This window comes from Psychrobacillus sp. BL-248-WT-3 (assembly GCF_012843435.1).
Lineage (GTDB): Bacteria > Bacillota > Bacilli > Bacillales_A > Planococcaceae > Psychrobacillus.
Map to the genome: position 1 here is coordinate 1 of NZ_JABAFC010000019.1, position 25,456 is coordinate 25,456.

Annotated in this window: 22 protein-coding genes; 5 read left to right on the forward strand and 17 right to left on the reverse strand. The window is 35.9% G+C overall.

Annotated features, from left to right (window positions below):
- Positions 1-61 precede the first annotated feature (61 nt).
- From HF876_RS10945 to HF876_RS10955, 3 genes are all read right to left on the reverse strand, one after another.
- Entirely contained in the window at positions 62-865 is an 804-nt protein-coding gene (locus HF876_RS10945; RefSeq protein ID WP_169360096.1) for an STAS domain-containing protein, read from the reverse strand.
- Between the two features lie 151 nt (positions 866-1,016).
- The gene (locus HF876_RS10950) at positions 1,017-1,217 is read right to left on the reverse strand and encodes a cold-shock protein (protein WP_169360097.1); all 201 of its coding nucleotides are present in this window, start codon (positions 1,215-1,217) and stop codon (positions 1,017-1,019) included.
- 193 nt (positions 1,218-1,410) lie between these two features.
- Entirely contained in the window at positions 1,411-1,686 is a 276-nt protein-coding gene (locus HF876_RS10955) for a DUF1033 family protein (protein ID WP_169360098.1), read from the reverse strand.
- Positions 1,687-1,931: 245 nt separating this feature from the next.
- On the opposite strand from HF876_RS10955, the gene HF876_RS10960 reads away from it, so the two are divergent.
- Positions 1,932-2,603, forward strand: coding sequence for a 5-bromo-4-chloroindolyl phosphate hydrolysis family protein (locus HF876_RS10960; protein WP_169360099.1), 672 nt, complete (start codon positions 1,932-1,934; stop codon positions 2,601-2,603).
- Complete coding sequence (locus HF876_RS10965; protein ID WP_169360100.1) at positions 2,581-3,777, forward strand: toxic anion resistance protein; 1,197 nt, start codon at positions 2,581-2,583, stop codon at positions 3,775-3,777. Before HF876_RS10960 ends, HF876_RS10965 begins: the two co-directional genes overlap by 23 nt.
- A 485-nt stretch (positions 3,778-4,262) precedes the next feature.
- Here HF876_RS10965 and HF876_RS10970 read toward each other — a convergent pair whose 3' ends face one another.
- From HF876_RS10970 to HF876_RS11000, 7 genes are all read right to left on the reverse strand, one after another.
- Positions 4,263-6,143, reverse strand: a complete 1,881-nt coding sequence (locus HF876_RS10970; RefSeq protein WP_169360101.1) for a vWA domain-containing protein — start codon at positions 6,141-6,143, stop codon at positions 4,263-4,265.
- Positions 6,144-6,152: 9 nt separating this feature from the next.
- Positions 6,153-7,013, reverse strand: a complete 861-nt coding sequence (locus HF876_RS10975) for an AAA family ATPase (RefSeq protein ID WP_169360160.1) — start codon at positions 7,011-7,013, stop codon at positions 6,153-6,155.
- 51 nt (positions 7,014-7,064) lie between these two features.
- The gene (locus HF876_RS10980) at positions 7,065-7,262 is read right to left on the reverse strand and encodes a DUF6501 family protein (protein ID WP_169360102.1); all 198 of its coding nucleotides are present in this window, start codon (positions 7,260-7,262) and stop codon (positions 7,065-7,067) included.
- Positions 7,263-7,722: 460 nt separating this feature from the next.
- Positions 7,723-8,964 carry a 2-oxoglutarate dehydrogenase complex dihydrolipoyllysine-residue succinyltransferase gene (odhB, locus tag HF876_RS10985; RefSeq protein ID WP_169360103.1) on the reverse strand — a complete coding sequence of 414 codons (1,242 nt, stop codon included), beginning with the start codon at positions 8,962-8,964 and terminating at the stop codon, positions 7,723-7,725.
- Between the two features lie 26 nt (positions 8,965-8,990).
- Positions 8,991-11,792 (reverse strand): 2-oxoglutarate dehydrogenase E1 component, encoded by a 2,802-nt coding sequence (locus HF876_RS10990; RefSeq protein ID WP_169360104.1) that lies wholly within the window; start codon positions 11,790-11,792, stop codon positions 8,991-8,993.
- Between the two features lie 276 nt (positions 11,793-12,068).
- On the reverse strand, positions 12,069-13,439 hold the full coding sequence (locus HF876_RS10995) for a HAMP domain-containing sensor histidine kinase (protein ID WP_169360105.1): 1,371 nt from the start codon (positions 13,437-13,439) through the stop codon (positions 12,069-12,071).
- Entirely contained in the window at positions 13,436-14,113 is a 678-nt protein-coding gene (locus tag HF876_RS11000; RefSeq protein WP_169360106.1) for a winged helix-turn-helix domain-containing protein, read from the reverse strand. Before HF876_RS11000 ends, HF876_RS10995 begins: the two co-directional genes overlap by 4 nt.
- 1,074 nt (positions 14,114-15,187) lie before the next feature.
- On the opposite strand from HF876_RS11000, the gene HF876_RS11005 reads away from it, so the two are divergent.
- Positions 15,188-15,733 (forward strand): GNAT family N-acetyltransferase, encoded by a 546-nt coding sequence (locus HF876_RS11005; RefSeq protein WP_169360107.1) that lies wholly within the window; start codon positions 15,188-15,190, stop codon positions 15,731-15,733.
- A 38-nt stretch (positions 15,734-15,771) separates the two neighbouring features.
- Here HF876_RS11005 and HF876_RS11010 read toward each other — a convergent pair whose 3' ends face one another.
- Positions 15,772-16,848 carry an undecaprenyldiphospho-muramoylpentapeptide beta-N-acetylglucosaminyltransferase gene (locus HF876_RS11010; RefSeq protein WP_169360108.1) on the reverse strand — a complete coding sequence of 359 codons (1,077 nt, stop codon included), beginning with the start codon at positions 16,846-16,848 and terminating at the stop codon, positions 15,772-15,774.
- 40 nt (positions 16,849-16,888) lie between these two features.
- On the opposite strand from HF876_RS11010, the gene HF876_RS11015 reads away from it, so the two are divergent.
- Positions 16,889-18,241: an MATE family efflux transporter gene (locus HF876_RS11015; protein WP_169360109.1), complete on the forward strand. Its 1,353-nt coding sequence runs from the start codon at positions 16,889-16,891 to the stop codon at positions 18,239-18,241.
- Between the two features lie 288 nt (positions 18,242-18,529).
- On the opposite strand, the gene HF876_RS11020 is transcribed toward HF876_RS11015, so the two are convergent.
- From HF876_RS11020 to HF876_RS11045, 6 genes are all read right to left on the reverse strand, one after another.
- Entirely contained in the window at positions 18,530-19,435 is a 906-nt protein-coding gene (locus tag HF876_RS11020; RefSeq protein ID WP_240949737.1) for a CAP domain-containing protein, read from the reverse strand.
- 160 nt (positions 19,436-19,595) lie between these two features.
- A complete protein-coding gene (locus tag HF876_RS11025; protein WP_169360110.1) occupies positions 19,596-19,850 on the reverse strand; it encodes a hypothetical protein in 255 nt (84 codons plus the stop codon).
- Positions 19,843-20,748 (reverse strand): CobW family GTP-binding protein, encoded by a 906-nt coding sequence (locus tag HF876_RS11030; RefSeq protein ID WP_169360162.1) that lies wholly within the window; start codon positions 20,746-20,748, stop codon positions 19,843-19,845. The genes HF876_RS11025 and HF876_RS11030 overlap by 8 nt, the downstream gene beginning before the upstream one ends.
- Before the next feature lie 130 nt (positions 20,749-20,878).
- Positions 20,879-22,396, reverse strand: a complete 1,518-nt coding sequence (locus tag HF876_RS11035) for a S41 family peptidase (RefSeq protein WP_169360111.1) — start codon at positions 22,394-22,396, stop codon at positions 20,879-20,881.
- Between the two features lie 81 nt (positions 22,397-22,477).
- Entirely contained in the window at positions 22,478-23,179 is a 702-nt protein-coding gene (gene deoD, locus HF876_RS11040; RefSeq protein ID WP_169360112.1) for a purine-nucleoside phosphorylase, read from the reverse strand.
- 72 nt (positions 23,180-23,251) lie between these two features.
- The gene (locus tag HF876_RS11045) at positions 23,252-23,473 is read right to left on the reverse strand and encodes a YozE family protein (RefSeq protein ID WP_169360113.1); all 222 of its coding nucleotides are present in this window, start codon (positions 23,471-23,473) and stop codon (positions 23,252-23,254) included.
- 110 nt (positions 23,474-23,583) lie between these two features.
- Between HF876_RS11045 and HF876_RS11050 the strand changes: the two genes are divergently transcribed.
- Positions 23,584-25,437 carry a methyl-accepting chemotaxis protein gene (locus HF876_RS11050; RefSeq protein ID WP_169360114.1) on the forward strand — a complete coding sequence of 618 codons (1,854 nt, stop codon included), beginning with the start codon at positions 23,584-23,586 and terminating at the stop codon, positions 25,435-25,437.
- Positions 25,438-25,456 lie beyond the last annotated feature (19 nt).

A 25,456-nucleotide genomic window follows, 5' to 3' on the forward strand; every position in this document is an offset into this window, starting at 1 on the left:
AACCGACAGAATTTGTTTTAAGCAAAAGTGTTCACTCTAAATTAGCAAAAAGTGTTCAATTCTACTTGACGGTTACAAATGTGCCATAAGTTCTTGTATCTTTATCAAATAGCATGCCTAATCGAATCATTTGTCGAACAACCTCAGGTCTTAAACCAGTAATTACAGTTTGGCATCCCATCATTGATGTACCATAAATTGTCTTTAAAAGATGTTCTATTACTTCTGTCTCCATTTCTGCTATACCTGATAAATCTATTATTAAAGTTTGGATTCTGAGTTTACTAATTTCAGTTAATACTTTTTCTTCTAGAATTGAAGTTCTATATGTATCTACTGATCCAATTAAAGGTAAAATACAAATGGAAGGTGTGATCGGTATTATTGGTACCGATAAGGTTTCAACTACTTTTTTCTGAGAGGATATCAAAGCATCTTTATAAGTTGAATAATTAATAAAAAATTCGTTTAAGAAGTTGTCAATTCTATTATTTAGCTGCTTTTCAATTTTAAAGAAGTCCTCTAGGTCCATCATTTGATCGGAATCATTCAATTCCTTTATAAACCTCCACATGGTTCGACGGATAGCTTGCACCCATTCTAATTTAAAAGAAAGCGTTAAAGAATGAGTTGCCCACGCAATACCTTCTTGCTTAGCAAATAGATTTAACTCCTCATCATTACCCTCGATAATGTTTTTAATAAGATGATGTGCATTGTTGATAAGGTCAATATCACCAACTCTTAAAATATCATTAATCTTATCTTTAACATTTACTGCCTCTGATAAAAGATTATCTTCGACTTTCCCCTTGTTACCTTCGAAATATTCTTTAATTCCTCCGTCTAATAATAGTTTTTCCAAGTGACATCCCCCTATAATTTAAATAAAATTAAACACTCGATTCTTATACCCAAATCCTTTGAATATTAAACACTATGTAGATAGTGTTTTCTTTAGAGTTTAATATATTTTCAGGAAAAAAAATAGCCCATCATAATGATGGGCTTCCTACTTATAGTTTTGTTACATTTGCAGCTTGTGGCCCGCGATTTCCTTCTACAACTTCAAATTCTACACTTTGGCCTTCTTCAAGTGATTTGAAGCCATCACCTTGAATAGCAGAGAAGTGTACGAATACATCATTTTCTCCTTCAATTTCGATGAATCCAAATCCTTTTTCTGCATTAAACCATTTTACAGTACCTTGTTTCATGTTATTACCTCCAAAAATAAAATTAACAATATGTAAACTAAAAAATTCACATATTCCATGAAGTACCGACATCACATCATCGATCACTACATGGGATATGTGAATTGCTCAACCGGTTTATACTTTATTGTTACTATAAATTATAGCAGTTGGATAAATTTAGTCAACAAATAATTACATTATTCTAAATCGTTTACTTGATATTAAATATGATTCCATGGAAAATTTGTAAGTCATCTTCACACGACTCACAATAACATTGTTCCTTTACTGACCAAAATGCCCAGTACTTATTGTTTCTCATCTCTTCTTTTGGGAACTTCCTTCTTAATTCGGTTAGTTTTTTTTCTAAAAATGAGCGAGCCTGGTCCTCTTGATCAAATTCCGCTTTTTCCATTATAAACTCTTCCCAGCCCTCAAAAGCCCACCACGGCTCATAGTCTGCTTTCATATAAATAACCTCATACATATTGTAATCGCCTCTAATACTTTTTATTAATACATATTTTACTGCTCACAAAGAAAATGTCTACTCTTTTGACTTTTGAAACTGAATAAATTGAAAAAATTTGCTATTTAAGTTAAGTTATAAATAACATCAAAGTAAATAAAAGAGAAATTAAACGGTAATATGCTCCCATTAATTTCGACATATATGAAACCTTCTTTTCTCTCGTTCGTATAATGTAGTGTATATATAAGGAGGTCTTGACTATGACACAAGTAATACAAACCGTCATTCGTCATATTATTAATGTTCCTGTCATGATTACATCATGGCTAATTTTCTTCTTTCCAGTTGAATTAGGTTTTTTGGTAAGCTCAGCGTTAGCAGTAGTTACCTACCTAACTTCTAATTTTGCTATCAAAAAAATTCAACAGAGATCTATTATGAAGAAATATGATTTAACTTCATCAGAGTATTTTCATATTCGAAAGCAGATTAAGGAAGCAACAGCAAAAGTTCGTACACTTAATAACCATTATTTAAAAGTACGATCAGTGAGCTCTTTTAAACAGCTTTTCGAATTAAATAGATTAGCAAAACGAATTATTGCCTTAGTTAAAGCAAACCCAAAGAAATTTTACCAAGCTGAAAACTTCTTCTACGCTCATTTAGATTCGGCAGTAGAGCTAACATCTAAGTATACATTCTTAGTTTCTCAGCCATCAAAGAACAAAGAGATGAAAATTGCTTTGCAGGATACTCGTGAAACACTAGAATCCATTAACTCTATCATGGAAGATGACTTAAAAAATGTTCTTGCTAGTGATATGGAGCACTTAAGAATGGAACTTGATTTTGCTAAACTATCCGTATCTAAAAACGAAAAACCTTTATATCTAAAAGGAGAGACAACAAATGAGCGAAAATATCTCGAATAAAACAGACGATCTTTTAATGGACGAACTACTTAATAATCCATTTTCTCTAAATGAAACAAAGCCTCAAACATTAACTAAACAAGCAAATGAGGCGCTACCAACTAAATTAATTGATCGCTTATCGGAAGAAGAGAAACAAAAAGCTAAGCAGCTAGCAGATCAAATACCTGCTGGTAATTATGAAGCGATCTTAACATATGGAGCCAATGCTCAAACAGAGCTTACCCGCTTTTCACATCAAATGCTGGACCATGTGCAAAAGAAAGATATCGGACCAGTTGGAGATATATTAGGCGATTTAATGAAAAAACTTTCAGAGCTAAATCCTGAAGAGCTTTCCAACGAAAAGAAAAGTGGCATTAAAAAGCTTTTTAATCGTGTAAACAGATCTGTTCAAGAAATGATGACAAAATATCAAAAGCTTAGTACGCAAATCGACCGTATTGGCATTCAATTGGAGCATTCAAAACGTGGTCTAGTAGAGGATGTTCAAATGTTAGATAAGCTATATGATCAAAACAAAACATATTTTCAAGCATTAAACGTTTATATTGCAGCTGCTGAACTAAAAAAAGATGAAATACTCAACGTTACGATACCAGAACTAAAAAGAAAAGCTGAAATGTCAAACGACCAAATGGCTTACCAGGAAGTTAATGATATGGCCCAATTTGTGGATCGACTTGAAAAACGAGTTTATGACCTACAGCTTTCACGTCAGATTACCATTCAAAGTGCGCCACAAATACGTATGATTCAACAAACAAACCAAACGTTAGCTGAAAAAATACAATCTTCTATCATGACATCCATTCCATTATGGAAAAACCAAATTGCGATTGCCTTAACGTTAAATCGTCAGCAAAAAGCAGTAGCAGCTCAAAGACAAGTTACAAAAACAACGAACGACTTACTATTGAAAAACTCGGAAATGCTCAAAGTGAATAGTATTGAAACAGCTAAAGAAAATGAGCGAGGTATCGTAGAAATCGATACATTGAAGAAAACACAGGAAAATCTTCTGCAAACAATCGAGGAAACGATGCGTATTCAAGCAGATGGAAGAGTTAAGCGAAAAGCTGCTGAAATTGAAATTGGTCGAATGGAAGAAGAACTAAAACAACGTCTCCTTCTTATTGCTGACCAATCTAAAAACAGATCCGTTCAACCATAAATTGCATATCAATAAAATAAAGACTGGAGTCTAACTCAGAATCTTGAGTTTGACTCCAGTCTTATTATTTGGCTATGTTAAAGGATAATGTTTATATTTTTAAAATGATTTGGTGTTCCCTACTTCTTTAAACAAAGGAACTTTTAAATGGCTATTAAGAACATAAATAGATTGTGAAAATGGGGTTGGTGACAGTTTTTTTAACTTAGTTTATCCGAGTAAATTTATTAGCGCTTTATCGATGCTAAATCTGTTCCCATTTATTGATTGGAGCCCAGACGGCGACTCCTACGAGATGGGTGAGACAGATAAGACACATCACAACTACGCGTAAGCGATGGGTGATGGCTTACCGCTCCCCTGAGGAAAGCGTCCGGCTGGTGCGAAAAGTCAATACTACTCTCTGATCTAAGATTTATTTGCATTATAAATCAACCATAACCTTTAACGTAGCCTCTTTATAAAACAATGTTTGACTATTCTTCTTAGCTTTTTACGACATGCTGAAGCATTTTACGCAGTAAACGTAACGTTTCATCTGAGAACCTCTCCATAGAGGAAGCGGTCGCTGTTTTCTTACCGAAGATAAGCTGGAACAGGTTAATTTGTTCGTCTGTTGGCTCCTCTTCATTAAGAAATAAATGAAGTATAGAAATCTGCTTTCGTTCGACTTCCAATACTGCTTCAGCAGTATCCATAATACCATTTTGGGCATAGCCAAAAGCTGAGGGTTCTCCGTCTGAGAAGACTAATAGAAATTTATGTGTTTCTGGTCTAGTTTCTAAACGTTTGCCTATCCAACGGATTGCAAAACCATCACGGTTATCCTCATGTGCTTCCATGGCCAAAATATTTTGACCACTATCCTTTTGTCCATCTTCTAATCGATGAATCCATTCAAATGTATTAGGTTGGCTAGTTTCAGTTGCCTCATAGGCATCTTCATAATGAAGTACGATTTCATGAGCAATGTTTAATTCTCTTAGTACATCGTGGAATAATAAAACAGCCTTTTGTGTCTCCGGCATTTTATCCTGCATGGATGCAGACCCATCTACCAGTAAACCAAATACGGCATTGAGTCTTGTACTCGGAGCATCTTTTTTGTAGAACGGCTTAGGTCTTTCCTCTGTCCATATAGACGTCATTCGAGTAGAAAGTCGACCTTTTGATAAATTGGTCCGCTTATCTACCTTTTTTTGTTCCATGCGTTTTTTCATTTCATGGACAAAGGCCCTAACAAAGGGAGCTTGCTCCTGCCGGATTGTCTGAAGTTCTGATTTCGTATGCGGATGGAGCATGCTTTCAATTCTCTTTTCTTCGTATATCACATTTAAATGTTCATATCCAAAGCTCTTACCTGCCTTCTTGGTACTTCCCATTTTATCCTCTACTTGATCTGACGAAAGATTTTCCTTCGTATTCCCAGCCGATTGTCCCCTACCCGTTTCCGTAATGTCATGACCCTCTCGGCCTTCTTCAGCGTTGACGTTTTGTTCCGCTTTCCCATCTGTTCCATGTTCCAGCTCATACTGTAGATGTACTCCTCTTTCCTGTTCATTTTCTCTGTGCCAGGATCTAAATACTTCCTCGATCGTGTCTTTCCTTTCATCCTCACCTTTTAAAGAATCCTTCATGCCTTGATGATAATGGAAGTCTTTACTCATTAAAGTATTAGGAGAGAGAATCGCATAAAATTGTAAAATAGAATCAGTCGAAATATATTCTGTTAAAAAATTTACAAGCTGATACGCTAAATCAATAGAGTCATTTGTAGATATATGATCGTATACTCTTTGAATCATGCTGTTAGTTTGAATAAACGCCTCAGGACCTTTTGCATTAATTGTACCTTCATATAAACTAATATAAAGGTAACTAATATAAGCATCTGCTAAAAACCCTTTTTGAAGATTAACATTTAACTGTTGCTTATGAAAGGCAAGATATGTTTCCACTCTTGCAATAAAGATTTTCCTTGTACCAATACGTCTTTTTTGTATATATTCCATAAGGCGAAATTCCTCAAGACAAAACACTAGTTGATCCATTAATTTAGACAGATTGTTATCTCTATCTTTTAAGTAGTCTAGCCAAGCGCCGATGCTGAAGTATTTCCAGAACCCTTCGGTTAAGAGATAGATGTCTGAAAGTCTCCCTTTATGCATCACCTCTTCACTTCGATGTCTCCAAAACACACTAATGGATATTGTTTGCTCCTCCGGCTGAAATTCTATTAGTTTTCGTTCATTAATAGTAATTCCCAAGTCTTTGGTCATTGCACGAGCAATTGTCTCGTAATGCATCAGTTGTCTAGCATCAATCGTTTCGTTGTTAAATTGTATAAAGCGATTTACTGAAGACATTATACCGCCTCACTTAATCCAAGAGGAAGCAAGCTCTAATACGAGTCTCTTCTCTTGCTCATCATCTAGCTTTTCAGCGATCGCATATTCAATTGCTCTCAAAGGATCCATATATTGTGCTAAGTCCATTGCATATTGGAGGCTCCGAATAGAAGCAGCATCCTCCGCTAAAAGACCTTGCTGCACTTGTGCCATTAAATCCTCTGCTAGGTTAAGCATTAGCGTATGAAGATCTTTAGGAGCATTTGGGAATAAATTATTAAACAATTTTTCAAGTAATTCTCCAGTGATATATGGAATTGAAAAAGATACAAAACGATTTTTTAATGCTTCATTCATAGGAGTAGTTCCAATATATCCTTCATTAATTGCTGCGATTACAGAAAAATCAGGATGTGCCTTAATAACCTCTCCCGTATATGGATTAGTCAACATACGACGGTAATCTAATACACTATGTAAAATTGGCAAGGTTTCAGGCTTAGCCATGTTTATTTCATCTATATAAAGAATATGTCCTTTTTTCATCGACTCAATTACAGGACCATCTACAAATTCAATCACATTTGTCCCTTCCTTAATGACAATTGTTTTAAAACCAAGCAATGCCTCTGCGTCTAGGTCTACAGAACAATTGATACTTTGTACTGGCTGTGAAAAGAAATGGGACACTGTTTCAGCTAGCTTAGTCTTCCCTGCTCCCGTTGGCCCCTTTAATAAAACAGGTTTTTTTAAGGAAACCGCTATTTGCACGTCTTCATATAAATGGTCGATAGGCGAAACATATCCTCCCGTGCCAATCAAATCTGTATCTTTATCGCTGTGCACTCTACTAGTTCTTAACTCTTTTTCTTTTTGTATTAACTCAATCACGCTATTGTCCTCCTTAACAAAAAAAACTGATGAAGGCTCATCAGTTTTTTATTGAAAATATTCCTTGTAGTATCCGCCGACCTTACCGGTATTATCAATGACGAATAAAAATTCTTCTGTTTCATTTTTTACTTCGTATGTCTTTCCAACAGTCAATACATTGCTAACTAAGAATTTTTTAGCGTCTGTATGAATACATGTTACTGTCTTAGTAGTTGGCTTTAAAGCCCAATTAGTATGTATCATTTCAACCACTTCCTTTATCTATAGTATACGATTGAATTCATGAAAATTCAATCATGTTACTGCTGTATTTAGGTGTCACTTGCTCTGGTTTAGGTGACAGTTCTACTTCCTATAGGTGCGTTTCGCACTTGGTTTAGGTGTCCATGGACTACGTTTAGGTGCACATTTACTCTTTAGGTGGCATTCGCTCTCTTTTAGGTGACACTTCTTCACCATTTAGGTGCGCTCCCACTTGGTTAGGTGTCCATGGTCTACGGTTCGGTGTACTTTTACGCTTTAAGTGACATTCGCTCCCTTTTAGGTAACACTTCCTCCCCCTTTATGTGCGATTCACCTTAAATTGCTCCCTATAGGAAACAATCCTAAAGCACACAAAAAAAGCACCGACGAATCTACGTAAACGTAGAACGTTCGGTGCTTTTGATTTTAAGGTTGGTTTTGACCCAGCCTCAAAAATATATTAAGAATTTAACATTAAGTCTTCTGGGCTTTCAAGAAGTTCTTTTACTGTTTTTAAGAATCCAACTGAATCTTTTCCATCGATAACACGGTGATCATAAGAAAGAGCCACATACATCATTGGACGGATTTCAACTTCATTTCCAACAGCGATTGGACGTTTTTGGATTGTGTGCATTCCAAGAATACCAACTTGTGTACCATTTAAAATTGGTGTTGATAATAGTGAACCGAATACTCCACCGTTTGTGATAGTGAAAGAACCACCAGCCATGTCTGAAAGAGCTAACTTGTTATCGCGAGCTTTTTTAGCAAGACCAGCAATATCTCCTTCGATTTCTGCAAAGTTTTTACGGTCTGCATCACGTACGATTGGCACTACAAGTCCGCCTTCTGTAGATACAGCGATACCAATATCATAGAAATTATTTTTTACAATATAATCTCCATCAATTTGAGAATTTACGTAAGGATATTTTTTCAATGCTGCAACGACAGCTTTAGTAAAGAATGACATGAATCCTAAACGTACATCGTTATCATCAAAGAATTTATCTTTTTTACGAGAACGTAATGCCATTACATTCGTCATATCAATTTCATTAAATGTTGTTAACATTGCTGTGCTTTGTCTAACTTCTAACAGACGAGAAGCGATAGTTTGACGACGACGTGACATTTTCTCGCGAGTTGTGCGTCCATCATCTTCTTTTACTGGAGCTGCAGATTTTGAAGCTTCAGCTTTAGGTGCTGCAGGTTTAGAACCGTGAGCAGATACATCTTGAACTCGAACGCGTCCCATTGGATCTACTGGAGAAATCTCGCTTAAATTAATACCTTTTTCACGAGCTAACTTACGAGCAGCTGGGCTAGCAATTGTGCGGTCTTGTTCTTTAGAAGCGTCTTCATTAGCTTTAGCTACCTCTTCAGCTTTATTGCCACTTACTGCAGGTGCTTTTTCTTCTTTCGGTTCTTCCTTAGTTTCAGCTTTAGCTGCTGGTGCGCCTGAACCTGCACCTACGATAGCAATTACTTCGCCTACTTGTACAGTATCGCCTTCAGCAAATAGTAATTCGCTAACAACTCCAGCTTCTTCTGAAATTACCTCTACATTTACTTTATCTGTTTCTAACTCAACGATAAACTCGCCTTTTTCCACTGTATCACCTGGTTGTTTTAACCATTGTGCAATGGTACCTTCTGTAATTGATTCTGCTAATTCGGGAACTATAATTTCTGCCACTTGATTTTCCTCCTCTATTGCTTTTCTTACAAGCTTTTCAATGCTTCTTCAATAATTCTTGCTTGCTCTACTTTATAAGTATCGATATCACCTTCAGCAGGACTTGAGCGATGTACTCGCCCTACGTACTTAATATCTTTTCCTTTTGCAATATCCAGTAAATATGGAAGTGCAAAATTCCATGAGCCCATATTTTCTGTTTCTTCTTGAGCCCAAACAATTTGTTTAAGGTTTGGATAACGATCTACAATCGTTTGAATTTTCTCTTCTGGGAATGGATATAGCTGCTCTACGCGAACGATATGCATGAAGTCATATCCTTCTCCATTCTTCACTTTGTCTGCTAAGTCAATTGCTAGTTTACCACTTGCAAAGACTACTTTTTCAACCTTGTCAGGTTGTTGACCTAAGCCAGGCTGTTCAATAATAGTCTCAAACTTACCTTCAGTCAAATCTGCTACCTCTGCACCCACTAAAGGATGACGAAGTAATGATTTAGGAGAAACGATTATTAATGGTCGAATTGCGTCTTCTTTTAGCATTTTAGCTTGTCTTCTAAGGATATGGAAATAGTTTGCTGCACTTGATAGATTCGCAACTGTCCAGTTGTTTTCTGCAGCAAGCTGTAAATAACGCTCTAGACGTGCACTTGAGTGCTCTGAGCCTTGACCTTCTGAACCATGCGGTAATAGCATCACAAGTCCAGATTTCAATCCCCATTTAGATCGAGCCGAACTGATAAAATTGTCAAACATAACTTGCGCCATATTTGCGAAGTCCCCGTATTGGGCTTCCCAAATAGTTAATGAATTAGCATCTTCCAAGTTATAACCGAACTCATAGCCCAACACTGCTGTTTCTGTTAATGGACTGTTGTGAACGGTAAAGGAAGCTTTTGCATCACTAATATAGTGAATTGGTGTAAGTTCTGCACCTGTATTTTCATCATGTAACACTAAGTGTCTATGTGAGAATGTACCACGTTGTGCATCTTGGCCAGTTAAGCGAACAGAGTTCCCTTCCTGAATAATCGTTGCTAGGGCAAGTGTTTCTGCATGACCCCAGTCGATTTTACCTTTCCCTTTAAATGGCTCTTCTCTACGTTTTAAAATTTTCTCTAATTTTTTGAACGCTTTGAAATCAGATGGCCAGCTTAATAATTCTTCATTGATTTTCTTCAGTCTGCCTTCCTCAACTCCAGTAGGTAGCTCAGGCATTCCCTGTAATACAGCATCAGGAATAATTATCTCATGTGCAGTTGTCTGTGGAAGCTCTTTCACGCGATCGTATGCTTCTTGCATTCCACTGAAGATAGTTTCATCCAGTTTTTTCACTTCGGCTTCTTGGATAACGTTTTCATTTACTAACTTTTGTCCGTAAATATTACGTACAGTCGGGTGTTTATGAATAATATGATACATTTGTGGATTAGTCACTAGTGGCTCATCCATTTCATTGTGGCCATATCTACGATAACCAAGTAAGTCAATAACAATGTCCTTACCAAATTTGTTACGGTATTCGTGAGCAAGTTTTGCTACGCCGATAACAGCCTCTGGATCATCTGCATTTACATGAATAACAGGAACTTCGTATCCTTTAGCTGGGTCAGAAGAATAGAAAGTAGAACGTGAATCGTAATGCTCCGTTGTAAATCCAATCATATTATTTGCGATGATATGGATTGAACCTCCAGTTTGGAAGCCTCTTACTCTACTATAGTTTAACACTTCTGTGACAATACCTTGACCAGGGAAAGCCGCATCTCCATGAACTAAAATTGCATAAGCAGCATTTTTATCTTGAACTGGCAAACCTGCTTGATCCGTTGTTTCTTGAGCAGCACGAGTTTGCCCTGTTACTACAGGACTTACTACTTCTAAGTGAGAAGGGTTATATGCTAATTTAATCGTTAATCCAGATGGAGAATGGTAAGCAGCACCTTTATGGTATTTTACATCACCATACCATCCCTCAGAAAGCTCTAAAGAGCCGTCTTTTGGTTGAAAAGCTTCAGAAGGTACGTGTGCAAACTCTGCGAACATCATTTCATAAGGCTTGTTTAAAACGTGTGTTAGTACATTTAAACGTCCACGGTGGGCCATACCAATGTTTACTTGTTTTGTTTTAGTGATATTAGATTGTCTAACAAGCTCGTCTATTAAAACCACTAAAGAATCTAAACCTTCAATAGAGAAGCGTTTTGCTCCCACAAACGTACGGTGAATAAATTTCTCAAAACCTTCAATTTGAGTTAAACGTTTCAATAATTCCTTTTTTGTATCAGCAGATAAGTTTTCTAATACAACACCTTTTTCAATCTTGCCCTGTAACCATTTTCTCTCTTCTACATTCACAATATGAGAAATCTCAAAAGCTATTTTATTCGTATAAACAGATTTTAAGTACTCAATTGCCTCTAAACCGTTGGTAACTGTGTTTGGTGCATCAGCTAATAAAAAAGCTACAGGAACTTCTTTTAAATCAGCAGGAGTTAGACCGTAAGTCTTAAAATTGATTCGAGAATCATTTTTCTCTCTGTCATTTAAAGGATAGATATCTGCAGATAAGTGCCCGTGAGCTCGTATAGCATCAGCCAACTCGATTGCACGAATCACTTTATCGAAGTTGTTGGATTCCACAGTTGGTAAAGCAGCTCCTGTACCATTTGTAGTTGTATCCAGAACTGGTGCCCCATACTCTTCAAATAAGCTAACTAGTTCTTGATCCACTTCTTCTGGTGATTGAAGGTATAAATCATACTGCTCCATCACATAACCAAGATTGGGTCCTGAGAAAATGGACCAAGGTGTTTGATTGTTCGACATTTAAAAAAACCTCCAACATATTGTGCCACAATAGGCATTAATGAATTTGCATAAAAATAAGTGCAAAAGCCTGAAAATGAAAGATGTACATTTTTATTCTTTAAATCTTCACATTAATAGTTTACCACTCTTTTCATGAGACTTAAAGAATTCAAGAATCCAAGTATAAGAACAATTTTTCCATATCCATCTTACTACTCTCACTAAAAAATACAATCCTTTTTGGTAAATTAAATTAATCTTTTCTAAATTTTTTTATACATTTGAAATGAATGATTATTCACTTGTAAATTTAGGGAAATATATGGAAAATTTTGTTCCGTTTTGATTACTTTCTACGTTAATACTACCTTTATATGCAACAACTAGTCGTTGCACAATGCTAAGGCCCAATCCTGAGCCTCCTTTATTCTTTGAACGTGCCTCGTCTGCTGTATAGAAACGATCGAAGATTTTAGAAAGGGATTCTTTTTTAATACCAATCCCATTATCTGAAACAGTAATTACTACTTTGGAAGTGTCTTCCCAAGCTTCTATAATTATTTTCGGATCGTTTTCATTATATTTTATTGCATTTTCCATAAGGTTTCTAAGAATTTGCTCCAATGTCGTTGAGGGGATATTAACTGATATATTTTCATTTCCACGGTAAACAATTGATGAAGTTGGAGATAGTACCTCCAGTTGTTGTTCCAATTCCTTGACTACATTTAATAGACGGGTATTTGTATTCTCAAATGTTTGTTCATTTTTTGCAAGCTTTAACATTTCTTCTATTAAAACTTTCATTTTTTGAACTTCTGCTAAGGAAATGTCCAGGGATTCGTCCAGAACATCTCGTTGTTCCTTGCCCCATCTATTCAGCAGAGCCAGATGTCCTTCCACAACTTGAATAGGTGTTCGAAGTTCATGGGATACATTATGAATAAACTCGTCTTGTCTGGTGATTGTTTCATTTACCTCGTCCATTAATTCCTTATAGATTTTCATCAGCTCACCGATTTCATCTTTTGACAAACGTTCAAAATTAACTTCCTTAGAAAACCTTGTCCGTTTTGCCTCCTGCATTTCATCACGTAATTCCTTAATTGGACGTAACATGAATGCAGACAACGAATACCCTATAAATGCAGATAGTAATAGCGCTATGAGAGAAAATAACGTTATAGCCAACAATATATAGCGCATTAGTTCTTCAAAATTAGAAAGGCTGTGGGAAATTTCTATATATCCCTTAAATAATCCGAAGTCAATTTCAGCAGATTTATGAAAAATAGTCTGTCCTTCTACTTTGTCTTTTTCGAATTCTTTTATTGAAGTGGGTTCGAATGCTGAAAATGGGCTCGCATCATTAATGCGGAGAAGCTCGATTCCATCTGCATTTAAAACCCTTATAGACTGCTCTTGGTTAACAAGCTGGTTAATAAGTGTGCGATTTCTTTGAATGTCTTGAACGCTAATCACAGGACCCTGTGACTCAAAGAAGCTTACAACTTCGTTTAATGTGTTATGGGCCACTCTCTTTTCAGACATAAGCATCCAGTTGTATAGTGAAAAATATAAAATGGCACTCATCATTAAAAAACTTAAAAAAATAGACAGAGCAGAAGCATATGTCCATTTTTTTTGTAAAGTCCAGTTCTTCATGAACGAATCACGTATCCCACTCCTCTAACTGTTTCTATTAAAGCTGCAATTTCCTTCGGCAATTTCTTTCTAAGGTGCCTAATATAAACATCCACTACATTTGTCTCTACTTCTGATTCATAACCCCATACAATTTCTAAAATCTGATCCCGAGTTAATACGATGTTAAGGTTTTGCATAAAACATACAAGAAGGTCATACTCTGTTTTCGTTAAAATAATCTCCTGCCCAAAATACGTAACCCTATATGCTTTTTGATCGACCTGTAAGCCACGTATCGATAAAACAGATTCCTGATTTAATGTGGTATGCCCCACCCTTCTTAATACAGCACGAATTCTAGCCAAAAGCTCTTCTATAGCGAATGGCTTGACCACATAGTCATCTGCTCCAGCCTCTAATCCTGAAACACGATCTATAACTGCATCTCTCGCAGTTATTAAAATAATAGGAATATCTTTAACTTTTCTAAACCTGCGACATATTTCTAAACCGTTTAAATTAGGTAGCATAACATCTACTAATAACAAATCGTAATGGTTTTCTAAAGCTAATTCATATCCCTCTCTTCCATCAAAAGATACGGTTACCTCAAAATTTTCATGTTTCAGCTCAAGTTCCACAAACTTCGCTATATTAATTTCATCTTCTATTAATAAAATATGATGTTTCACTTTCACACTTCCTTTAAAAATACCGTTCACTCTATATGAACGGTAGTAAAATTATATGAATTGTTTTTTCTCATCGATTTCAAATTCTGAAAAGAGAATTTAGGTCATAATTATTATAATAAGCTTTGTTAAAGTTATTGGTCTATTTTGACTAACAATTCTTTTTATAGTGACTGTAAACATTCTAAAAGGGACATTCAAATGACTATTAAGGTCATAAATAGATTATTAGATTTAGATTGGGTATAATTTTTCAGCTTTGTTTATGCTTGTAAATTTATTAGCGCTTTATCGATGCTATAGCTGTTCCCATTTATTGATTGGAGCGCCAGACGGCGATTCCTACGGGATGAGTGAGACAGATAAGACATCACAACCACGCGCGTAAGCGATGGGTGATGGCTTATCGCTCACCCCGAGGAAAGCGTCCGGCTGGTGCGAACAATCAATTCTACTCTCTGATCTAAGATTTCTTTGCATTATAAATCAACCCCACGCTTTAACATAGCCTTATAATAAAATAAAGTGTATCCGCGTACTTAGCAGAGAAGCTTTTTGAGAGTGAACGATAGGTCTACCCTCTATTAACTTTTATACTATTTGTATAGAAAATCATCAGTTGAAAAGCATTCGTTTAAAAAGATAAAGTACAATTACATGAATTAAAACTTCCTGTAGATAATCCAAACAAATAAATAGAAAAATATAGGAAGATTTGATATATTCATTTATAATAGCTGTACTAGTAAATCATTTTCTATGTATCTTTTGTTTATGTAAATTAATCATATGTATTAATTGTGAAACATACAAGTATTAACAATATTTTTTTTTAAAATGTATAATTTAACTCTATGCAAAATGAAAAACTTAAAGTATATTATTCTATGCAAATAATTTTATAAGGCAAAGTATTTCTTTGCCGAGGGAAGGCAAATGGTGCGCCACCGGTTCTTGAGCTGGTTCTAGTAGGTTCGATTCCTACCCCGAAATTTTTTATGCAATTCAAATGAAAAATTTCAGGGGAACTAGAATGACTCTGCTCATTTTCAGTTCTGGAGGAGGCGTTTTTTTGTGTTGAAAAAAAGAGACTTACATGAGTGTACCGCTCTATTTGAGCTTATGTCAGATCCAACTATTATGCCATTCGTTCGTCATAAAGCTAGCTCAGCAGACGAATACTGGTTTTTAACCAAACAAATGATTGAGGAAGAATTAGCTGGAACGACTATTTCTCGAACAATCATCAGTGACTATGGACAACCAATAGGAACCATAAATCTATTTGATATTGAACACGGTGCTGGATTTTTAGGAACTTGGATCGGCACACAGTTCCAAGGTCAAGGTTATAATAAGAAAGCGAAGGAACAATTTTTAGAAGAACTGTTCTTTGAGCAGAATATACAAACCGTGTTTTTACGTATTAGAAAAAATAATATTAAGAGCATCCGTGCAACTGAAAAGCTTGGCTATGCTTTAAAAGCAAATGATTCTCACCAAGTGATATACGAAGAGATTAATAAGGGTAATAACCATTTCGATTTATATTATATACCTAAGGACCTCTTCCTAATGAAAACACTTCAGCAAAATGCGGAAGAAGAACAAGCTATGTAACAGAAGAAACTCCCGTCAACTTTATGACGGGAGTTTCATTAGTTTTTATATGTTAGTAGTAGTTCAGTAAATTGCTCAGGTGTTTTGGAAGAACTCGCCAGACACTGTGCATCAATTATTTTTTCTTTGTTTAATGCTAAAGCTGAAAGAGAATTCGTAAATGTCTCAGCGGTGAGCCCCTCTTCTTCAAGTACAATAGCATAGCCTAATTTTTCAAAGAAGTTTGCATTTAATACCTGGTCTCCCCTGCTTGCGTTCTTAGACAATGGTATTAATAACATAGGTTTTTTTAACTCTAAAAATTCAAATATGGAGTTAGAGCCAGCTCTGCTTATTACATAGTTTGTGATTTTCAACAAATGAGGTAATTCATCCGTTACGTATTCAAAGGCTTTATAATTTGGTTTATCTATCAATGAAGGGTCTAGGTTTCCTTTACCACAAAGATGAATAATCTGAAATCGCTTGGTTAAAGTGTCTATATTATCTTTAATCGCAGCATTAATACTTTTGGAGCCCTGGCTTCCGCCCATAACGATAATTGTTTCTTTAAAAGGACTAAAGCCTGTCAGCTCTCTTGCAATTTTTTCATCTCCTTGAAACAGATCAGGGCGAATGATTGCTCCAATAGCGGAAGACTTATCCCTTGGAATATACTTTAATGTCTCTTCAAAAACCGTAAATATATGCTCTGCAAATGGTGTTGCTATTTTGTTTGCTAAACCAGGTGTGATGTCGGACTCATGTATTACGACTGGAATATTAGAGAGCTTTGCCGCCACTACAACTGGCACAGAAACAAATCCTCCTTTAGAAAATACAAGCGAAGGCTTTATTTTTCTTAAGGTTCTCATAGCTTGCATTGTTCCGTAGAGGACTTTAAATGGATCCGAGAAATTTTTGATAGAGAAGTACCTTCTTAACTTACCATTAGAAATAGTGTGGTATGGTAAAGTGGGAAAGCTTTTTTCAATAATTGATTTTTCAATTCCATCAGCAGAACCAATATAATGGACTTCATATCCGTTTCTTAATAATTCTGGGATAATGGCTTCATTTAAAGATACATGACCAGCTGTTCCCCCGCCTGTCAGTACTATTTTGTTATTGTTCATGATAATCTCCTAACTATTTATCTAAAGGATGTATGCCCATATGGTAGAAACAAAAAACTTACAAGAAAAAACCAAGATAATGATTCAAATGGTACTACCAATTTTAATCACTCAGGTCGCACTCTATTTAATGACTTTCTTTGATATCTTGATGACAAGTAAATACAATATCAATCATCTAGCAGGCGTTTCTATAGGTTCTTCATTATGGGTGCCAGTATATACCGGGTTGACTGGTATTCTACTAGGCATTACGCCAATTGTAGCACAATTAATCGGTGCAAAAAAGCAAGAAGATGTGAGAACCTTTGTTCAACAAGGTTTATATATTGCTATTCTATTAGCTATTTTAGTTTTTATAGGGATTATTTTGTTTCTGGACCCTATCCTTCAAGCAATTCCTCTTGAAACTAGTGTACGCATAATAGCGGAAAAATATTTATGGATGATGTGCATCGGACTACTTCCTTTATTCCTATACAGTGTCCTACGATCGTTTATAGATGCATTAGGCAAGACCCGCATCTCCATGTTCATCACATTACTGTCTGCACCAATTAATATTGCACTAAATTATGTGCTGATTTACGGTAAATTTGGATTGCCAGCTTTAGGTGGTGTTGGGGCTGGATTAGCCTCTGCAATAACTTATTGGCTCATTTTAATTATTACTATTTTCATCATAAAATACAATAAACCTTTTGCTGATCTACAAATATTCCAAGAATGGACGAAACCGTCGTTGGCCAAGTTAAAAACATTAACAGTGATCGGTTTACCAATAGGACTATCTATTTTTGCAGAGACTACTATTTTTTCTGCAGTCACGATTATGATGAGTGTATTTTCCACAGCAGTAATTTCAGCTCACCAAATAGCTATGAATTTTACTTCGTTGTTATATATGATTCCCTTAAGTATTGCAATGGGAGCTACTATTTTAGTAGGTCAAGAAGTAGGGGCTAAGCGCTATCAGGATGCAAAATCCTACAGTTGGCTAGGAGTCGGGACAGCTGTGTCCTTTAGCTTTGTGTCAGCTACTATTTTACTTGTTTGGCGAGAACCTATAGCAGCCATTTACACAAACGATGTAGAGGTCATTAACTTAACCGTTCAATTTTTCTTTTTTGCTGCCCTCTTCCAATTATCTGATGCCATTCAAGCACCAGTTCAAGGAGCATTAAGGGGCTATAAGGATGTTACAATTACGTTTATCATGGCGATTATATCTTATTGGATAATAGGTTTACCTATTGGCTACATACTAGGTACTTACACAGCATACGGCCCATTTGGCTACTGGATAGGCTTAATTGCCGGCTTAACGGTCGGTGCACTTACCCTGGGAACACGTTTAGTATACTTACAGCGCAAGTTTGCTAAGCTTTATTAAATGATTTTTGACAAATTTTAAACCTATGGATAGCTAAACAGTTATATTTTAGATATTGATGTAATCCAAAACCAACTACAAGAAAAAAGTGAAATCCATTTTTCCGATTTCACTTTTTTTCTTCAATATTAAAAAATATGTCAATCTGGTAATTAATCGTTAGTGCCCATGGAAAGCAATTACCGTAACGGTTATCAACTATAGATAAAATGAAAGCCTCGAAATATTTTACCAGGGTAAAATGTTCGAGGCTTTTGTTTTGAGAAGAGCTGTCTTAGCCTCTTTTAATTATTTGCTAATAAATTGTTGTGTCCAGTAATAGCCACTATCAGATAATCCTACTCCAATATGTGTATAGCTACCGTTCATGATATTCGCTCTGTGACCAGCTGAATTCATCCAGCCTTGTACCACTTCTTGAGCTGATCGTTGTCCCATTGCAATATTTTCTGCAGCTGACTTGTAGCTAATCCCTAAAGATTTCATTTGATCAAAAGGTGAGCCATATGTAGGACTTGTATGTGAAAAATAATTATTATCTTTCATGTCCTGAGATTTAAGCTGTGCTGACTTAGTCAATGCAGAGTCGATTTGTAGAGGTGCTAAGCCTCCCTTTGCACGCTCGGCATTAGTTAGATCTACCACCTGTTGGATAACAGAAGATACTTGAGCTTGATTGGAATTACTGTTTGTTTCCGTTTTTTTAGTAGCTTGCTGAGTAGTTGGAGAAGTTGTAGCTACCTCTTTTTTTGGTTGGGCCGCTGGAGCCTTCGCAGTTTTAGCTTCTTTTTTAGCAGCATTTGGTTTAGTTACTTCTACTTTTGCTGCAGTTTGTGTTTTTTCAACGACTGGTTTTTCTTTTATTTGATTGTTGGGTTTAGTAACCTCTTTTGTTTCTTTTTGTACCTTTTGGGTATTTTGTGCCACGTCATTTTTCTTTGCAGCCTCTGTTTTAATAGTATTTGCTAGGTTAGCAACGATTAACTCTTTATTTATATTAAACTTTTGAAGCATTTTGTTTATTTCTGTCTCACTTAAAGACAATTTTTGAGAGTTAATCTTTAGAGACTTCCATTCGATGGATGTTTTTGCCTCAGAAGTAGTTTTTGAATTGCCAGCTGTTTCTGCTGATGCTGTTGTAGCAGTAAGTAATAATCCTCCTGCTAGCATACCTGCTAAAATCTTTTTGTTCATTTTCATTTCCTCCTTCTTTTGTGCTCTCTCATTTTATACACAAAATCAAAAGAAAAAATTATATAATATCTTCCATCTCGTCCATTCGAGTATTAAAAGATGGACGGGAGAAAGGATTCCGTTCCTTTGGTATGGTAGGATAAACCAATACATAAAAATATTAGTTTTCTAAAGCTCTTGACAATTTCATATATTCCTCGTCAATCACTCCCAGAATTTTTTCCTGCTGTGTTATGGATAGTTTACTATTTTTCACACGTGAGGCAATCATTTGATATTTTTTTTCACAGCTCTGTCTCACCCTGGGGTGTGTATATTCATCCAACAGCTCCGATTTAATGACATTACGTACTTCTTCTTCGGTAATATCATTCGTTGCGCGATTTTTATATAGCAATTTAAAAGCATCAATCATTAACCGAATCCCCTATAATCTCAAGCTTATTTATTTGCTCTCCGATAATTACAAGTTGGGGCTCCATTTTCATGTATTCAGGGAGCCATTGGATCATTCCATAAGCATATTGAAATAAATAAGGATATTTGTGTCCCTTTAGTGGAACATAACCCTTCATCCGATAGACGGAGTCAGGAAGACCTCTAACCCAATCCTCGAAGGCTTCTTGATCTATTGGTCCGTTAAAGGTATGAAGCCTTGAAGACAAGGAAAGTTGCTTGCCTATTGCCGCTTCTTTAACTTCTTTTTCATGAAAGGTAGCTTCCAAGTTAGCAAGTGCTTTTATAGAAATTTTACTGTTGGAGGCTTGAATAATTGGTGCATCACCATTAATACCTTGGAGTTCCATAGAGACAGTCGCAATCTCGTCATCAGTTAGTAAATCTACTTTATTGGCAACTATTAAATGTGCATGTTTGATTTGCTCAAGGAAGAGCATCCGTGTTCGGGGTGACAGCTTGTCTCGTTCTAACCATCTTTTGCAGTCGGCAACAGTAATAATACCTTTTATATTTAACTGATTTGCAAATATCGGTGAGAACACAGCATCTAATGCTTCAACAGGGTGTGCAGCTCCAGTCGTCTCTATTAATAACACATCAAAATCTTCCCCAGCCAACAACATTTGAAGCTGTGCTTCCATCTTCTCAGATCCTGTACAGCATATGCATCCTTCTAGCATTTCTTTAAGAGGGATGCCTTCCTCTACTGCCCTACTATCAAAAGCCAATTTACCTAACTCATTCATAATTACTGCTGGTTTAATACCTTCATTTTTGAATTGTGAGATTAAATTGGTTAACAAGGATGTTTTCCCGCTACCTAAAAATCCACTCAATAAATATACATCTTTCAACATCCACACCTCTTCCTATGTATTTCCTATAGAAATTCATCGTCGACTCGGCAACGTCAAAACTTCTTCTCTCGAATAAAGAGCTGACCATTGCAGGTCAGCTCTTTTAAGAAATAGATTATGCTATTACTTATTTTTTAATTAAATCCTTTGCTATCTCTTCTGCCTTTAATAATTGAGGATCTTCGTTTAGTAATTTTTCACGAAGCTTATTCATCAATGTATTAGCAGAATCACCGGTAAGCTCACCTGTAGCATCCAGTTTGTTGTCAGCTTGGAATTTTTTCACCGCAGAAACCATAGTCTCGTCAAAGCTGGTATTAATAGTACCTGGATCGTATCCAACTGCTTTTAACATTTCCTTAGCATTTTTAACAGCATCTGATGTCATACCTGTCTTTAAAACTTCAGAAGTATTTAAAGGAGATAACATCGCATAAGAAGGATATTGTACTTCGTAATCTGGTGCAATACCTTTATCATGTATCCAGTTACCTTTTGGCGTTAACCATTTTGCTGTTGTTATTTTAATATTAGAGCCATCAGGTAAATTGTTAAGAGACTGTACAGTTCCTTTACCAAACGAATTTACACCAACAATAGGCATATTTGCTGATTCGCTTAATGCTCCTGCAAGTATCTCAGATGCAGATGCACTCCCTTCGTCGATCAACACTGTAACAGGAAGATCCACTCGGAGACCAGGTGATGCAACAATCGCCTCTTTTACAAGTTTGTTTTTCTCATCTTTTGTTTCAATTTGTACAATATTCTTGCCTTCTTCAACAAAAAGGTTTGAAATATCAACTGCCGAATCTAGCAGGCCACCTGGATTTTGTCTTACATCCAGAACTAATGACTCCATGCCTTCTTTTTTCAGATCATCGATCGCAGTAACTAACTCATCATACGTATCGTCAGAAAAGCTAGAAATCATAATATGACCTACTTTGTCACTTAACATCTCAGGATAAACTGTTTCTATAGGGATATCATCTCGAACTATTGTCGTTTCAATTAATGCACCTTCACCACGTTGAATCGTTAATGTAACTTCAGTGCCTTTTTTACCGCGAATTAATAAAACAGCTTCCGAAACACTGTAGCCTTTAATGTCTTTCCCATCTACTTTTAAAACCTTATCATTAGGTAACAACCCAGACTTTTCGGCTGGAGAATTTTTAATAGGAGAAATAACCGTAATGATACCATCTTGCTCCTGTATCTCCGCTCCAATTCCTTGGAAGCTCGAATGAACACTGTCTTCAAACATAGATGCCTCTTCTGTATCCATGTATTCAGAATAAGGATCTTCCAGTGCATCGACCATGCCATTGATGGCACCATTAATCACTGTATCCTCATCAATATCCTTATAGTAATCTTTTTTTAATTTGTCATAAGCCATATATAACTTAGTGAATTCTTTTCGTTCACCTACATATTGCACCTGTGATTCTTGCCCTTTTATTTCACTAGCTTCATCCTCTTTTCCAAACATAAATAGAAGTGATGTAACGCCAGCCGTGATTATCATGAGACCAAAAATCATTAGCCAAAGCATCAAAGGTTTAATCTTTACATATTTAGAAGATTCAGGCGATGATTGTTCCTGTTCTTCGTTTGTTCGTTGCTCTTGTTCGTCCAAAATCTTCACCCTTTTCACACAATTCGTTTTTCAAAAAATAGACTGCCAAAAATGACAGTCTGTTTTTTTAAAATTACATCCTTATTTTAATGCTGCTTCTAATGCCACTACGATCATGTCATTGAATGTTGTTTGTCTTTCTTCTGAAGAAGTAACTTCTCCAGTAATAATGTGATCACTAACAGTCAATACGGCTAGAGCTTGTCTTCCGTATTTAGCAGCTAGTGTATATAATGCAGCAGCTTCCATTTCAACTGCAAGTACACCGTAGCTTGCCCATTTTTCATTTTGAGCATTTTCATTATAGAATAAATCAGCTGTAAATACATTACCTACACGTAGGTTTAGTCCTGCTTCTTTACCTGCATTATATGCATTGTATAATAAATTGAAATCAGCAGTAGGAGCAAAGCTAATATCATCTAAAAGTACTTTATTCATAGAAGAATCAGAAGATGCTGATTGAGCAAGAATTACGTCACGTACTTTTACATCTTTTTGGATAGCTCCACAAGTTCCAACACGGATTAATTTTTGTACATCATATTCAGCCATTAATTCAGTTGTATATATAGAAATGGATGGTACTCCCATTCCTGTTCCTTGTACAGAAACTCTTTTCCCTTTATATGTACCTGTGTAACCAAACATATTACGCACTTCATTATATTGCACAACATCCTCTAAGAAAGTTTCAGCAATATATTTTGCACGAAGTGGATCTCCTGGTAGTAAAATCGTGTCAGCTATTTCACCTTTTTTTGCATTAATATGAATACTCATTAATATAACCTCATTTCTAAAACTTATCGTGTTTATGATACCTTTTTTTACTATAAAATGCAATGTAGAAGCCTAGAGGGTATTGTCTTCGTATAACTCCCATATTTCATCAAAAACTATTGCTGGCATCTCTGGATGCGCGAGCTCCTCAATATACTCGGAAAGTGGCTGAAAAGATGTTTCTGCTTTTGGAAAATCATGCTGTAAAAACATTTGTTCCGCAAATAGAGCTTTGGCATCGGTCTTTTGACCTCCCCGGAATTTTAATGCAAATAAATAAAACGATTGATTCATATTATTTTTCCTCCTTTAGTCCTGAAGTAGTATATTAATTTAAAATTTTGTAGATAATTCAGTCTAAAACAATTAAACTAAAAATTATGATGATAAAACATTAGAAAGGAATGGCTCAATTGAAATATGGATTTAAATCGAAAAGAAACAAAATACCTAGTACGCCCAAAGTACCTAAACCAAAGAAACAGCGCAAATCCCTTAGTAGTCGTTCATTTTCCCTTTTTAAAAGGAATGCAAACAAAAGCTTTCAAAATACCAATTTGTTAAATTCCATACGTGGCAGAGTACTCATCATTTTTTCCGTCCTTATTATAATTCTATTTTCCATGCTAGTCCTTACTTCGGCCAACATGCAATCATCTCAGAAGGAACTAGAAAACTTTATAAACGTGGACATAAAAGAGCAGTTAATGGTCAATCAAATATCTGCTGATATTGCTAAACTTTCAAATGCAGAGCAAAGCTATATCATTACAGGTAAATCAAATTATATGTCAAGTTATAGAAGTTATAAAGATGCAATCGTTACTCGCTTTAAAGAATTGCAGACTATTTTTAAAAATCGTTCTGATGAGCTCAAAAAAGTAACGGCGATTAATGAGCATTTTAATACATACCTTCAATATTCTGAACGTGCATTAAGCCTAAGAGACCAAAAAGGATTTGAGGCTGCTCAAAAGCTTGTAAATGCAGGAAGTGGACGCGCAGCCATGAGCCATGTAGATGTCCAAATCGAAGCGATGAACGAAGTGTTAGCTAAAAAGAACGCTAAGCAAATTGCACTCTTAAAGAGCGAAAATCAAAACGCTTTGAACATATTTATAGGCTTAACGATTTTCTCTGTATTATTAACATTAGTATTTGGAATTGTACTATTTAATTCTATTAAAAGAAGCACTTACTCTATTAACCGTTCGATTTTAGAAATCGCTCAAGCTGGCGGTGATTTAACAAGAAGAGTAAAGGTGAGAAGTAAAGACGAATTTGCTGAAATTGCTTCCAATACAAATGTTTTAATCGCTTCTATTGCTGATTTAGTTAGACGTGTAAGCCATTTAACCGAAAATGTATCAGCTAGCGGTCAGGAATTGATGGCCTCTTCGGACGACACTGCTATTACAATTCAGTCAATAGCGGATTCTACTAACGAAATAGCAGCTGGTAGTGAGCAGACTATGAAAAGCATGACCTTAGCTATTCAAAAAATGAATTCACTAGAGGAAGCAACAAGATATTTGAATGAGGATGCACAAGCTGTAAAAGTAGCGACTGATCACATGACTGCTGCTGCCAAACAAGGAGCATTGTCTGTTCAACATTCTTCAAATGTTATGTTAAATATTGAAGAAACGATGGCTAATACCTCTCAGACTGTTCAATCTTTAGGAACTAAATCGTATGAGATAACTTCTATTATTAAAACCATCACTGCAATTGCAGAGCAAACTAACCTACTGGCTCTAAATGCGGCAATTGAGGCTGCACGTGCCGGAGAACACGGACGAGGTTTTGCAGTAGTAGCAGATGAAGTAAGGAAACTAGCAGAGCAATCTCAAAAAGCAGCAAAAGAGGTAACAGGAATTGTAACCTCCATTCAAACGGAGGTAACCTCTATTGTTAAACAAAATCACGAAGGGGTCGAAAATGTTATAAAAGGCGTTGAAGTAGCGAATGAAACAAGCACTTCCCTTGAACAAATTATGAAACAAACAGACGAAACGATTAGTATTATTAATAAAATGGTAAATCAGATAGAAAAAACACTGGAATTTAGCCAGGAAGTAGCTGCTTCCTTTATAGAAGTGACTCATATAGCAGAGAACACTGCGTCAAACACTGAAAACTCTGCTGCCGCCGCTGAACAAGGTAGTGCTGCCATGCAAGAAATCAATGCTTCCGCTGTTGAATTATCACACCAAGCGGACGAGCTTAGAAAAGTAGTAAACGAATTCAAGTTATAATTTGTAAGGCATATAACCG